The sequence below is a fragment of the Streptomyces sp. NPDC002817 genome (genome assembly GCF_053592055.1).
In genome coordinates this window covers 69,675-83,384 of sequence record NZ_JBSFUY010000039.1, presented here as the reverse complement: position 1 = coordinate 83,384, position 13,710 = coordinate 69,675, and the positions used below count along the sequence as shown (strand labels likewise).

At 69.6% G+C, this 13,710-nt stretch carries 10 protein-coding genes and 1 pseudogene; 10 read left to right on the top strand and 1 reads right to left on the bottom strand.

The genetic code is table 11. From position 1 onward, the window contains the following. From ACWD3I_RS42465 to ACWD3I_RS42420, 10 genes and pseudogenes are all read left to right on the top strand, one after another. Window positions 1–510, top strand: a 510-nt coding sequence (locus ACWD3I_RS42465) for an ROK family protein (RefSeq protein WP_451084340.1), incomplete at its 5' end; no start/stop codon positions are given. A gap of 380 nt (window positions 511–890) precedes the next feature. Next, window positions 891–2,414, top strand: a complete 1,524-nt coding sequence (locus ACWD3I_RS42460; RefSeq protein ID WP_365406367.1) for a sugar ABC transporter ATP-binding protein — start codon at window positions 891–893, stop codon at window positions 2,412–2,414. Then, window positions 2,411–3,439: an ABC transporter permease gene (locus ACWD3I_RS42455; RefSeq protein WP_365406370.1), complete on the top strand. Its 1,029-nt coding sequence runs from the start codon at window positions 2,411–2,413 to the stop codon at window positions 3,437–3,439. Before ACWD3I_RS42460 ends, ACWD3I_RS42455 begins: the two co-directional genes overlap by 4 nt. Window positions 3,440–3,541: 102 nt before the next feature. Then, complete coding sequence (locus ACWD3I_RS42450) at window positions 3,542–4,591, top strand: substrate-binding domain-containing protein (protein ID WP_365406373.1); 1,050 nt, start codon at window positions 3,542–3,544, stop codon at window positions 4,589–4,591. 69 nt (window positions 4,592–4,660) lie between these two features. Beyond that, window positions 4,661–5,875: a Gfo/Idh/MocA family protein gene (locus ACWD3I_RS42445; protein WP_365406376.1), complete on the top strand. Its 1,215-nt coding sequence runs from the start codon at window positions 4,661–4,663 to the stop codon at window positions 5,873–5,875. A 31-nt stretch (window positions 5,876–5,906) separates the two neighbouring features. Next, window positions 5,907–6,914: a sugar phosphate isomerase/epimerase family protein gene (locus tag ACWD3I_RS42440; protein WP_365406378.1), complete on the top strand. Its 1,008-nt coding sequence runs from the start codon at window positions 5,907–5,909 to the stop codon at window positions 6,912–6,914. A 536-nt stretch (window positions 6,915–7,450) separates the two neighbouring features. After that, window positions 7,451–8,602: an inositol-3-phosphate synthase gene (locus ACWD3I_RS42435; protein ID WP_365406381.1), complete on the top strand. Its 1,152-nt coding sequence runs from the start codon at window positions 7,451–7,453 to the stop codon at window positions 8,600–8,602. 101 nt (window positions 8,603–8,703) lie between these two features. Then, a pseudogene (locus ACWD3I_RS42430) lies at window positions 8,704–9,040 on the top strand (alkaline phosphatase family protein); the annotation flags it as partial. Between the two features lie 20 nt (window positions 9,041–9,060). Continuing rightward, on the top strand, window positions 9,061–10,224 hold the full coding sequence (locus ACWD3I_RS42425; RefSeq protein WP_365406384.1) for a sugar phosphate isomerase/epimerase family protein: 1,164 nt from the start codon (window positions 9,061–9,063) through the stop codon (window positions 10,222–10,224). 203 nt (window positions 10,225–10,427) lie between these two features. Next, complete coding sequence (locus ACWD3I_RS42420) at window positions 10,428–12,548, top strand: PQQ-dependent sugar dehydrogenase (RefSeq protein WP_365406387.1); 2,121 nt, start codon at window positions 10,428–10,430, stop codon at window positions 12,546–12,548. A gap of 52 nt (window positions 12,549–12,600) precedes the next feature. Here the strand turns inward: ACWD3I_RS42420 and ACWD3I_RS42415 are convergent, their stop codons facing one another. Next, window positions 12,601–13,650: a hypothetical protein gene (locus ACWD3I_RS42415; RefSeq protein ID WP_365406389.1), complete on the bottom strand. Its 1,050-nt coding sequence runs from the start codon at window positions 13,648–13,650 to the stop codon at window positions 12,601–12,603. Window positions 13,651–13,710: the final 60 nt, after the last annotated feature.

Below are 13,710 nucleotides of genomic sequence, written 5' to 3'. Positions count from 1 at the left end.
CGCGGTGCGACGGGCAGCGCGGGCGACATCGGGCACATCCAGGCCGTGCCCGACGGCCGCCCCTGCGCCTGCGGCAACCGGGGCTGCCTGGAAGCGCACTTCAGCGGGGCCGCGTTGGCCGGTGACGCCGAGCAGGCGGCGCGTGAGGGCCGGTCGCCACAGCTTGCCGCCCGGCTGGAGACGGCCGGGCGTCTGACGGCCGAGGACGTGTCGGCTGCCGCGGCGGCAGGGGACGCGGTGTCCCTGGAGCTGATTCGGGAGGGCGGGAAGCGTCTGGGCCAGGTCATCGCCGGGCTTGTCAGTTTCTTCAACCCGGGGCTGGTGGTGATCGGTGGCGGTGTGACCGGGCTCGGGCACACGTTGCTGGCCAGTGTTCGGACCCAGGTGTACCGGCAGTCGTTGCCGCTCGCCACGCGCAATCTGCCGATTGTGCTGGGGGAGTTGGGACCGGCAGCCGGAGCGATCGGCGCGGCCCGGCTCATCAGCGACCACGTCTTCTCGCCCGCCTGACCGCTGCCCGGCCCCGTCGCCAACGAACTACCACTCGCGCCACCGAACCCCTGTGGTGGCGCTACGACGTCACTGCAACCCCACTGGCGTCGCCCCACAACCACCGCGCCTCGGTGACCCCATGGCGCCATCACGACACCCGTAGAACCACGGCAACACCACCACGGTACGACCACAGCCCCGCCGTATTCACCGCATGAAGCGCCGGCGGCCGGCTCCCACCACTGCACGGTTCCCAGGCCATCGGGCCTGCCCTGCCTGGCTCAGCCCCTGCGCCCCGGCGGCACGCCGCCCCGGGCTTCCCAGAGGTGTCCACGTACCCGATCCACCCCTGCCCAGTTCCGTTCGCTCACGGCCCGTACCTGCCGAGGGGATTCCTCATGGCGCCACCATCAACCCTGCTCACCATGTCCGGCATCACCAAGTCGTTCCCGGGCGTTCGCGCCCTGGACGGGGTGGATCTCGAGGTCCAGGCCGGCGAAGTCCACTGCCTGCTCGGCCAGAACGGAGCCGGAAAGTCCACATTGATCAAAGTGCTCGCCGGAGCGCACCAGCCCGACAGCGGTGAGATCACCTGGCAGGGCGAGGCCGTGACCCTGGGGTCGCCGATCGCCGCCATGCGCCTAGGGATCGCCACCATCTATCAGGAACTCGATCTGATCGAGGGGCTGTCCGTCGCGGAGAACGTCTTCCTCGGGCACGAGCCGACCTCCGCAGGGTTCGTCGTGCGCGGTTCCGCCGCCCGTACGGCCACCGCGGAGTTGCTGGAACGGCTGGGGCATTCGGAGATCGCCCCCTCGCGACTCGTCGGTGACCTGTCCGCGGCGCAGCAGCAGATCGTCTCCATGGCCCGCGCACTGTCCCACGAGGTCCGGTTGATCGTGATGGACGAGCCTTCCGCGGCGCTCGACCCCGAGGAGGTGGACAACCTCTTTCGCATCGTGGGTGATCTGACGGATGACGGGGTCGCCGTCATCTACATCTCCCACCGCCTCGAGGAGATCCGGCGCATCGGCGACCGGGTCACGGTCCTGAAGGAGGGCCGGTCGGTCGCGGGCGGTCTGCCCGCCGAGTCGACGCCGACCCAGGAGGTCGTGGCCCTGATGACCGGCCGGAATGTGGAGTACGTCTTCCCCGAGCGCCCCGAGACAGGGTTCGCCACGGGCAAGGAACCGGTGCTGACGGTCGAGGGGCTCACCCGGCGAGGGGAGTTCGCGCCCGTCGATCTGGAGCTGCGGCCCGGTGAGATCGTCGGCCTGGCCGGGCTCGTCGGCTCCGGGCGCAGCGAGATCCTGGAGACGATCTACGGGGCTCGCCGTCCTGACGGCGGTCGGGTCCTCGTCGAGGGCACACCTCTGCGCCCGGGAAGTGTCCGCGCCGCCGTCCGCGCCGGCATCGGCCTGGCGCCCGAGGAACGCAAGGCGCAGGGCCTGCTGATGCTGGAGTCCGTCAGCGGCAACGTCTCGGTCTCCACCCTGTCCAGGTTCGCCCGCGCGGGCTGGATCGACCGGCGTACCGAGCGGGCCGCGACGCATCAGGCGGTTCGGGAACTGTCCCTGCGCCCGGACAATCCCGATGCCGCGATCAGGACCCTGTCCGGCGGCAACCAGCAGAAGGCGGTCCTCGCACGCTGGCTCTTGCGAGGCTGCAAGGTCCTGCTGCTGGACGAGCCGACCAGGGGCGTCGACATCGGTGCCCGGGCAGAGCTCTACGCCGTGATTCGCCGGCTGGCCGACGAGGGCCTGGCCGTACTTCTCGTGTCCAGTGAGGTGCCCGAGGTCCTGGGTCTCGCCGACCGGGTGCTGGTGCTGCGCGAAGGCAGCGTCGTGCACACCGCGGACGCCCGGGAGCTCGACGAGCACCGTGTACTCGATCTTGTGATGGAAGGGAGCCCGACGCCATGACGCAGCCGGCCACCGCGGCGCAGAAGCAATCGCCGACGCCCGCTACCAAGTCCGCGGGGGACAGAGACAGTTCACGTCGGCCCGGTCTGCCGTTGGACGTGCGGACGCTGTCCCTGCTCGGAGTCCTCGCCGCCCTTGTCGCGGTCGGCGGGATCACCGCACCGGACGAGTTCCTGGCGACGAGCAATCTGCAGCTCGTCCTGACCCAGGCGTCCGTGATCGGCGTCGTCACCGTCGGCATGACCTTCGTCATCACCAGCGGCGGGATCGACCTGTCGGTCGGCGCGATGGTGGCCCTCGCCTCGGTGTGGGCGACGACCGTGGCGACTCAGGAGTTCGGGTTCGCCGGCATCCTCTTCACCGCCGTGATCGTCGGTGTGGGCTGCGGCCTCGTGAACGGCCTGCTGATCGCCTACGGCAGGATGGTGCCGTTCATCGCGACGCTGGCCATGCTCGCCTCCGCCCGTGGCCTGGCGTTGCAGATCACGGACGGCAGCACCCAGGTCGTGAGCGTCGACTCGGTGCTCGATCTCGGCGCCAGGGACGCCTACGTCCTCGGCATCCCGCCCCTTGTCCTGATCTTCGGTGCGGTCACCGTCATCGGCTGGCTGCTGCTCAACCGCACCACCTTCGGCCGCCGCACCGTCGCGGTCGGCGGCAACGCGGAGGCCGCCCGCCTCGCCGGCATCGACGTCCGCCGCCAGCGCCTGTACCTGTACCTGTTGTCCGGACTGTGCTGCGGGATCGCCGCGTTCATGCTGATCGTGCTCGCCGGCTCGGGCCAGAACACCAACGGCAACCTCTACGAGCTGGATGCCATCGCCGCGGCGATCATCGGCGGCACCCTGCTCAGCGGCGGCCGCGGCACCATCATCGGCTCCGTCCTCGGTGTCCTGATCTTCACCACGATCACCAACATCTTCGCCTTGAACAACCTCGAGACCGCTGTCCAGCAGATCGCGAAGGGCGCCATCATCGTCGCCGCCGTCCTGGTCCAGCGCCGCTCGCTGCACGGCGACACCTGACGCCGTACCGCACACCGCCGGACGGCGGCCCCTGACACCGCCGTCCGGCACCCCCGCCTTCCCCAACCGACGCACACCGCCCAGTCGAAGGGTCGATCCGCCATGGCAAGAACCCCCGCCACCAGCCGCAGAGCACTGCTGTTCGGCACCGCAGCCGTTTCCGCCGGCGCACTGCTGACGGCCTGCACCAGCAATGAGCCCAAGAACCAGGAACCGGCCGCGGACAACGCCGCCCCGGTCGCCGACGACAAGCCGGGCAAGGCCGTCACCGTCGGCTTCGCCGGCCCGCAGGCCGACCACGGCTGGCTCAACGCCATCAACGACAACGCCAAGTCACGTGCGAAGAAGTACTCCGACGTCACGCTGGAGATCACCGAGGGGTCCAACGACACCGCCCAGCAGATCGGCCAGATCCAGACCCTGATCAACAAGAAGGTCGACGTCCTGGTGATCCTGCCGGCCGACGGCAAGGCGCTCACCCAGGTCGGCCTCCAGGCCATGAGGGCGGGCATACCCGTCATCAACCTGGACCGTGTCTTCGCCTCCCCGCAGGCCTACCGCTGCTGGATCGGCGGTGACAACTACGGCATGGGCCTCAACGCCGGTCACTACATCGGCGAACAGCTCAAGGACACCAAGAACGCCAAGGTCGTCGAACTCGCCGGCCTCGACAACCTGGAGCTGACCCAGCAGCGCACCAAGGGCTTCGACGACGCCCTGAAGAACTACCCCAACATCAAGAAGGTGGCCCGCCAGGCGGCCGACTTCACGGTGGAGTCCGGGCAGGCGAAGATGGCGCAACTGCTCCAGGCCCAGTCGAAGTTCGACGCGCTGTGGAACCACGACGACGACCAGGGTGTGGGCGCGCTGCGCGCCATCGAGCAGGCCGGCCGCGACGACTTCCTGATGGTCGGCGGCGCGGGTGCCAAGTCCGCGATGGACGCCATCAAGGCCGGCGACAGCGTGCTCAAGGCGACCGTCCTGTACCCGCCGACGATGGCCGCCTCCGCCATCGATCTCGCCCGGGCGCTCGGCCAGGGCAAGGGCGTCGGCGGTCTCGCCGAGTTCGAGATCCCGTCCTCGCTGACCCTCTACTCGGCCGTCGTCACCAAGGACAACGTCGACCAGTACCTGCCGACCGGCTTCATCTGACCGGGCCGGGCCGTGCGCCCCGCGAACACAGTGATGAGTCAGTGACACTCCGACGAGGAGGAATCCGTTATGGAACAGAGGGACAGTCGGATCGCACCGCCGGCACTCGGCGTGGGCATGGTCGGCTACGCGTTCATGGGCGCCGCCCACTCGCAAGGGTGGCGCACCGTCGGGCGCGTGTTCGACCTGCCGCTGCGGCCGGTCATGGCCGCGATCGCCGGCCGCGACGCGCACGCCGTGCGGGCGGCGGCCGACAAGCATGGCTGGGCCGCGACGGAGACCGACTGGCGCGCCCTCATTGTTCGCGACGACGTACAGCTCGTCGACATCTGCACGCCGGGCGACAGCCATGCGGAGATCGCGATCGCGGCGCTGGAGGCGGGCAAGCACGTGCTGTGCGAGAAGCCGCTGGCCAATTCGGTGGCCGAGGCGGAGGCCATGACCGCGGCGGCCGAAGCGGCCCGCGCACGCGGCCAGTTGGCCATGGTGGGCTTCAACTACCGGCGGGTGCCCGCCCTCACCTTCGCCCGCCGGCTCATCGCCGAGGGCAGGCTCGGCACGCTGCGCCACGTGCGGGTCAGCTACCTCCAGGACTGGCTGGTCGATCCCGACTTCCCGCTGACCTGGCGGCTGCAGCGGGAACACGCGGGGTCGGGGGCGCTCGGTGACCTCGGCGCGCACATCGTCGACCTCGCGCAGTACCTGGTCGGTGAGTTGCTGGTCGGCGTCTCCGCCCAGATGGAAACCTTCGTCAAGGAGCGTCCCCGCCTCGACGGCGCCTCCTCGGGTCTGTCCGCTTCCGGCGGTGCCGAGCGCGCTCCGGTGACGGTCGACGACGCGGCCGTCTTCACCGGCCGGCTCGCCTCGGGGGCGCTCGCCACGTTCGAGGCGTCCCGGATGGCCTCGGGGCGCAAGAACGCCCTGCGGCTGGAGATCAACGGCGAGCACGGTTCTCTCGCCTTCGACCTCGAGCGGCTCAACGAACTGTCCTTCCACGACCACCGGGAGCCCGCGGCCACGGCGGGGTTCCGCAGGATCGTCGTCACCGAGGCCGAGCACCCCTACCTGGAGGGCTGGTGGCCGCCGGGCCATGTGCTCGGCTACGAGCACACCTTCGCCCACCAGGCCCGCGACCTGGTGGAGGCCATCGCGTCGGGCACTGACCCGATGCCGTCGTTCGCCGACGGTCTGCAGGTGCAGCGGGTGCTCGCCGCGGTGGAGGAGAGCGCGCAGAAGAACTCCGTCTACACCCCTGTCCAGGCCGTCGAGGCCGAAGTCCGCTAGAGAGCCGTCAGGAACCCCGCTCGGAGGCACCATGCCACGCCCGTTCACCCTGTTCACCGGTCAGTGGGCCGATCTGCCGCTGGAGGAAGTGTGCAGACTGGCCGCCGAGTTCGGCTACGACGGCCTCGAACTCGCCTGCTGGGGCGACCACTTCGAGGTCGACAAGGCGCTCGCTGATCCGTCCTACCTGGCCGGGAGGCATGCCCTGCTGGAGAAGTACGGCCTGAGGTGCTGGGCGGTCTCCAACCATCTCGTCGGCCAGGCCGTGTGCGACCACCCCATCGACGAACGGCACCAGGGCATCCTGCCCGCCCGGATCTGGGGCGACGGGGAGCCGGAGGGGGTACGCCGGCGGGCCGCGGCCGAGATCAAGGACACGGTGCGGGCGGCGGCCGCCTTCGGCGTGGATACGGTCGTCGGGTTCACCGGATCGTCGATCTGGCATCTGGTGGCGATGTTCCCGCCGGTCCCGGAGCGGATGATCGAGCGCGGTTACGAGGACTTCGCCGAGCGCTGGAACCCGATCCTGGACGTGTGCGACAACGAGGGCGTCCGCTTCGCCCACGAGGTCCATCCGAGCGAGATCGCCTACGACTACTGGACCACGAAACGTGCCTTGGAGGCGGTGGACCACCGGCCGGCCTTCGGGCTCAACTTCGACCCCAGCCACTTCGTCTGGCAGGACCTGGACCCGGTCGGCTTCCTCTACGACTTCCAGGACCGGATCTATCACGTCGACTGCAAGGAGGCCCGCAGGCGTCTGGACGGGCGCAACGGGAGGCTCGGCTCCCATCTGCCCTGGGGCGACCCGCGGCGCGGCTGGGACTTCGTCTCCGCCGGGCACGGTGACGTCCCGTGGGAGGACGTGTTCCGGATGCTGCGCTCCATCGGTTACGGCGGGCCGGTCTCCGTGGAGTGGGAGGACGCAGGCATGGACCGCCTCGTCGGCGCGCCGCGTGCGCTCGCCCATCTGAAGCGGTTCGACTTCGACCCGCCTTCGGCGTCCTTCGACGCCGCCTTCGCAGGCGGCGACAACTAGCGCTCCGAGGCGCATATCGGTTTGGCCCACGCGTAGTTGGAGCGTCGGCGACCGTAGCTGCCCCCTTGTGACCTGGTGAGAGCCGACCGGGTCGGTGCCCGGTGGGAGGAGAGCCGCCGGGCCGGTCCGGGCTGCCCCGACACCACTTTGTCCTGATCAAGGAAAAAGTTCGTCGCTTCGATGCGCAAAGGGTTCCGGTCAAGGACGAACGGGGCTACGGTCCCTTCGTGCACAGCCACCCCACAGTGGTTCGAAACTGACGGCGCATTCAGGTCGCACGGCGCACGGCTCGTGCGACCGGCCACGGAGGACGTCCCTGCACGGCGCAGGGCCACGAGCCCTCACGTATCCCGCATCTCTCACCGGCGGTCCCTTGCCGCCCACGCGCACGCCGTAGCCGCGCCGAACACGGAGGAGTCCTCCTGGGCCGCGGCCGACGCCGCCCCAATGCCGGCGGTGGACGGGGAGGCCCCCGGGCCCCCAACCCACCGTCCTCCACACCACATCGGTACCTCGACATGGCAGGGAGGCAGCCCGTGAACAACGACCGGACAGCATCGGAGCCCCAGAGCGGCGGGCGGACCGCACGCACCGGTGTCTGGTTCGTCGGAGCCCGCGGATCGGTGGCCACCACCGCCGTCGCCGGATGTGCGGCGGTCGCCGCCACGCTGCATCCGCCGACCGGCATGGTCACCGAGACGCCACCGTTCGACGGCACCGGCCTGCCACCCCTGGCCTCACTCGTCTTCGGCGGCCACGACACCACCCACAGCCCGCTGCCCAAGCGAGCCGAACACCTCACCGAGGCGGGCGTCCTCCCGCACGGCCTCGCCCCCGCCGTACGCGCCGAACTCCAGGCCGCGGACGAGGAGATACGGCCGGGCGGCCCGCTCCCGAACGACCCGCGCAGCGACGAGGAACTCATCACGGACTTCGCCGCCGACCTCATCTCCTTCCGCGTGCGCAACGCACTGGCGCGGGTGGTCGTCGTCAACGTCTCCTCCACGGAGCCGCTGCCCGCGCCCGACGCCGTACGACTGCCGCCCAGCTCCCTCTACGCGGCCGCCGCCGTGCGAGCCGGCTGCCCCTACGTCAACTTCACACCGTCCACCGGGCTGCGCACCCCGGCCCTCATGGACGCCGCCGCAGCCGGCGGGCTTCCCCACGCGGGCCGTGACGGCAAGACCGGCCAGACGCTGCTGCGGGCCGTGCTCGCCCCGATGTTCGTCCAGCGCGCCCTGCACGTGAGGGCCTGGTCCGGCACCAATCTGCTGGGCGGAGGCGACGGGGCGGCGCTGGCCGACCCGGGCGCGGCCGCGGCCAAGAACGCCGGCAAGGAACGCGTCCTCACCGAAACCCTCGGACACACACCGCAGGGCGAGGTGCACATCGACGACGTGCCGGTGCTCGGCGACTGGAAGACCGCCTGGGACCACATCGCCTTCGAAGGCTTCCTCGGCTCGCGCATGATCCTCCAGACCATCTGGCAGGGCTGCGACTCGGCCCTGGCCGCACCCCTCGTGCTGGACCTGGCCCGCCTGGTCGCCCGCGCCCACGAGGCAGGCCTGTCCGGACCGCTGCCGGAACTGGGCTTCTACTTCAAGGACCCCGACGCGGGCCCGGCCGGCCTCTCGGAGCAGTTCACCGGGCTGCTGTCGTTCGCCGACCGCCTACGGGAGGCGCAGTGACCCACTCCCTTCCATCCCGCCTCACCCCGCCCCGCCGCCCGCTACCGAGCCGCGGGACCGGCCCGAACTGCGCCGCGCGGACAACACCGTTGAGGGGTTCGGCCCCGACGACGCAGATCCACCGCAGACCCGGATACGGCCCCGCCGAGCTGTTCACGGATCCCGAAGATCTTTACGTGCGGCTCGAGGCGGCCAAAGCGGTGGCCCGCAAGAAGCCCGGCATGCGCCACCGGCTCGGCGTCGTCCCCCATGACCCATGACGCCTCCGCGGCAGCCACGGCCGCCTCCCCCACGAGCGACGACGAAGGTCCGCTCGTCCTTGACTCCACCCCCCGCGCAGTGTCCGGCCGCGTCGCGGCCACCGAAGTGAAGTCCCTTCTCCTGCGGCTCGCCGGCCTCGCCTGGGACGGCAGCCGTCAGGCATCCGCAGCACCGTGACAACGAAAGAGAGAACCCCTGTGACCGCGTTCAACGACGAAGCCGTCACCAGCGACGACCTGCGCCGCGCACTCGGCGTCAGCCGCCGCCGTTTCCTCACCACCTGCACGGCCGTCACCGGCGCGGCGATCGCCGCCCCGGTCTTCGGCGCCGCACCCGCCCTGGCGCAGGACAGATCCGCGGCCGCCCGCGATGACCGGGGCCGCTCCGCCCTGGTCCCGCCGCACAAGCGCGGCATCATCCTCTACACCGTCCGTGACGCGGTCGGCCGCGACCCGCTGGCCTCCGACCTGCCCTCCGGCTTCCGCGAGGTGTTCAAGCAGCTGTCGCGCTTCGGGTACCGCCAGGTGGAGTTCGCCGGCTACGGCCAGCACGCCAACGCGCCCGGCGGCGCCGACCTGGGCACCGTCCAGGGCGCGAAGCAGCTGCGCTCCTGGCTCGACGAGTACGGCCTGCGGGCACAGGGCAGCCACGGCTTCATCCCGCCGTCCTGGCCCCTGACGACGGCCGACCTGGACACCTTCAAGCGCTGGTTGGAGATATCCAACATCCTCGGCATGGAGCACATGGGCACCGGCGCCGACCCCACCAACACCCCCTACCGCGCCGACTGGGACGCCGCCGCGCAGAAGTGGAACACCCTGGGCGCCATCGCCCGCCGCGAGGGCATCAAGCTCTACACCCACAACCACGACGCGGCCTATGACTTCCTGCTCGACGGCGGCCCGCTCGACGCCCAGGGCAGGCCGACCCGCAGCTCCGGTATCCGCAAGCTGGAGTACTTCCTCAAGACGACGGACCGCAAGAGCGTCTATCTGGAACTGGACGTCTTCTGGGCGCACGTGGCCCAGTACAAGTTCCACACGTACACCGCCCACGACGGCTCGCAGCGCAAGGACTTCTTCGACCCGGCCGCACTCGTGGTCCGCAACACCCAGCGCTTCCCGCTCTTCCACGCCAAGGACGGCGTCGTCAACCTCCAGAGCGGTATGGGCTACGACATGGTGCCGTTCGGCACGGGTGACATCGACTACCGGAAGTTCTTCACCCGGGTCGGTGCGAAGAACTACCACAACCCGATGGTCGAGCAGGACAACGCACCCAGCGCGAGCGTTCCCGGCCAGTCCCTGGAGTTCGCCCGCATCGGCTACGGCAACCTCGCGGCCCTGCGCGCCTGCAACTGACGCAGCGTCACCCGTAGCGCCCGCCCGGCACCTTGGCGTCGGGCGGGCCCCCGGGCCTGCCCGAAACGACCCGAAACCCAAGACGAACTTTCCTCGAAAAGGTTGAAACTTTGTCCTTGACGAGTTGAAAGTGAGCGCCCTAGCGTCCAACTCACGCATTTCGCCTGGCTTTTCACCCGCCGGCCAGACCAAAGGAGTTCTGAGTGCGCAACAGACGGATCGTCACCCTCGCGGGGGCGGCTGCGCTGGCCGGAGCCGTCGGGCTCCTGCCCCTCACCCCGGCACAGGCCGCCAAACCGGACCCCGCACCGCCGGCTTCGTCGGACTTCCAGAAGGTCACCCTCAACGACCGCCCGGGCGAGCCCATGGCCCTGGCCGTCCTGCCCGACCGGCGGGTGCTGCACACCGCGCGCACCGGAGAGGTCCGCATCCACGACCCCAAGAGCGGCGTCAACTTCCTCGCCGCCGACATGAAGAAGAGCCCTGCCGGGCTCTACCAGCACGACGAGGAAGGCGTGCAGGGCATCGCCGTCGACCCCGGCTTCGCCAAGAACCGCTGGGTCTACCTCTATTACTCGCCGCGCCTGGACACCCCCATGGACGACCCGGCCACCCCGGGCGTCAACGAAGGCGACGCCCCGCAGTTCGGCACGGCCCAGGAGTTCGCCAAGTACAAGGGCGTGACCCGGCTGTCACGGTTCAAGCTCGTGGGCAACAAGCTCGTCTACGCCACCGAGCAGAAGATCCTCGACGTGCCCGCCGACCGCGGCATCTGCTGCCACGTCGGCGGCAAGATCGACTTTGACCACAAGGGCAATCTGTTCCTGTCAACCGGAGACGACTCCAACCCGTTCTCCTCCGACGGCTACGCCCCGATCGACGACCGTGCCGACCGCAACCCCGCCTACGACGCGCGACGCACCGCGGGCAACACCAACGACCTGCGCGGCAAGGTCCTGCGCATCAAGGCCAAGCCCAACGGCGGCTACGCCATACCGAAGGGCAACCTCTTCGCGCCCGGCACCGCGAAGACCCGCCCCGAGATCTACGCCATGGGCCTGCGCAACCCGTTCCGCTTCGGAGTGGACGACAAGACCGGCGAGGTCTACGTCGGCGACTACTCGCCCGACGCCAACACCGCCAACCCGGGCCGCGGTCCCGCCGGCCAGGGACGCTGGATGGTCATCGACCGCCCCGCCAACTACGGCTGGCCGTTCTGTGTGACTCCGGACATGCCGTACCAGGACTACGACTTCGCCACCCAGACCTCCAGCGGCGCCTTCAACTGCGCCAAGCCGGTCAACGACTCGCGCCACAACACCGGCCGCAGCGAGCTGCCCCCGGTCGAGGACTCCGAGATCGTCTACGGCTACGGAGCCTCCGCGGAGTTCCCCGAGCTCGGCACGGGCGGCATCGGCCCCATGGGCGGCCCGGTGTACAGCTATGACAAGCACAACAAGGCCCAGAACCGCTGGCCCCAGTACTTCGACGGCAAGCCGCTCTTCTACGAGTGGACCCGCGACCAGATGAAGGCCATCACCCTCGGCAAGAAGAACGAGGTCCTGAAGATCGAGGACGCGATCCCCTCGATCACGACGGACGGCCCGATCGACGCCGAGTTCGGCCCCGACGGCGCGCTGTACGTCCTGGAGTACGGCACCGGCTACTTCGCGGAACTGCCCGAGGCCCAGCTCTCCCGCATCGACTTCACGCGAGGTAACCGCACCCCGGAGCCCAAGGTCGCCGCGGACGTGGTCAACGGCACCAGCCCGCTGACGGTCCAGTTCTCCAGCGCGGGCACGAAGGACGCCGACGGTGACGCCCTCCGCTACGCCTGGGACTTCGACGCCAACGGCACCGTGGACTCCAGGGAGGCCAACCCGAAGCACACCTTCACCGACAACGCCGTCTACGACGCCACGCTGAAGGTCACCGACAGCACCGGGCGTTCGGCCTCCGCCTCTGTTCCCGTCGTGGTCGGCAACAAGGCGCCCACCGTCTCCCTCACCACCGACCCGGCCCCGCACGGCGGCACGCCGTTCCACTGGGGCGACACGGTCACCTGGCAGGTCACCGTCACCGACGACCAGCCGGTGGACTGCTCCAGGGTCAGCGTCTCGTTCATCCTGGGCCACGACTCGCACGGCCACCCGCTCTCCACGAGCAACGGCTGCTCCGGATCGTTCGTGACCTTCGTGGACGGCGGTCACTCCGGTTCGGACAACCTCAAGGCGGTCTTCAACGCCACCTACACGGACTCGCCCCCCGACGGCCTGCCGTCCCTCTCGGGCAGCGCCGAGGTCGCCCTGACACCGGCCGACTGATCCAGCACGACGACACCGCAGCGGGGCGCCACCTCAGGCGCCCCGCTGCCGTTCAGGCAGTCCAGAGACGGACCACGTCGTCGTCGAGCCGCAGGAACTGCCGGGCACCCGGGTGGTAATGCGTGGGGGAGAAGCCGGTAACGGTGCCCAGGAGCTTCCCCTCGTCCGGATCCCATATCGACAGATCGGTGTCATCACTACTGAACAGGTGAGTGCCGTCGCTGAACAAGCGGCCGGTAGGGCCCTCGAACGCAAGCACTTCCACGGCCAGCGGGTCGCGCGGTCCACTCTGAACGGCTCGACTCGTATCGAGGATCCGCGCCCCGGACGGCACGCCATCGTAGACATCACTGATACCCACGACGGCGACCCGGGCCGAATCGATCCAGGTCATGCCATGGTTCCAGGCGTCGCCACGGTCGCAGACATCGAGTCGGCTCGGACCGTCCTCGGACTCCCAGACATTTCCTTCGACCCAGGTGTCGAAATCCCACACCACTGGGATCCCGACTGGATGCCACACCCAGCCGTCGTCCAGGATCCGCTTCCCATCAGGGCTCATGTACAGCGCGCCGTGGAAGTAGTCGAGAACGTGTTCCGGCGCCGGGATCGAGCGGTCGGTCAGCAACGCCCCCGTTTGGGCATCCGACACATCCAGGCGGTTCCAGCCCGTGCGGTGGATCACCACACAACGCCCGCGACTCTGCGCGAACTCCAGTGAGAACGGCACTGTGTCTTCGTTGTCGCCCTGGTTGTCACCATGGTTGTCCAGTTCCAGGGTCCAATCGCCGGTTCGGAGGTCGACCACCTCGCCATAGCGGCCGAAGTCGTTGACCACCGCGGCGAACATGCCGTCGTGGGAGGCGTGCAGGTGCCTGCGGAGCACCCAGTCACCCCATTCCTCGCGATCTTCCTCCGGAACCTCGGTGGCCGCGAGGGTCTCGTGATCGCCGCTGGCCACGTCCCACCGGCTGACCGTGCCGTCCTCGCTCAACGTCAGCCAGATGGGCCGATCGCTGCCACGCACGGGCGCCACATCGACGACAGCCCCCAAACGCGGTGGCACCGGGATCTGACTGACGGCGTCGCTGCTACCGATCATGGTTTCCCCCCGCTCCCCAAAACCGAAGCGACAGCATATCCGGGCGGGACTCACCGCCCG

Coding starts and splice junctions, on each gene's coding strand:
- ACWD3I_RS42455 (WP_365406370.1), top strand. CDS start 2,411: ATGACGCAGCCGGCCACCGCGGCGCAGAAGCAATCGCCGACGCCCGCT.
- ACWD3I_RS42415 (WP_365406389.1), bottom strand. CDS start 13,650: ATGATCGGTAGCAGCGACGCCGTCAGTCAGATCCCGGTGCCACCGCGT.
- ACWD3I_RS42460 (WP_365406367.1), top strand. CDS start 891: ATGGCGCCACCATCAACCCTGCTCACCATGTCCGGCATCACCAAGTCG.
- ACWD3I_RS42450 (WP_365406373.1), top strand. CDS start 3,542: ATGGCAAGAACCCCCGCCACCAGCCGCAGAGCACTGCTGTTCGGCACC.
- ACWD3I_RS42440 (WP_365406378.1), top strand. CDS start 5,907: ATGCCACGCCCGTTCACCCTGTTCACCGGTCAGTGGGCCGATCTGCCG.
- ACWD3I_RS42445 (WP_365406376.1), top strand. CDS start 4,661: ATGGAACAGAGGGACAGTCGGATCGCACCGCCGGCACTCGGCGTGGGC.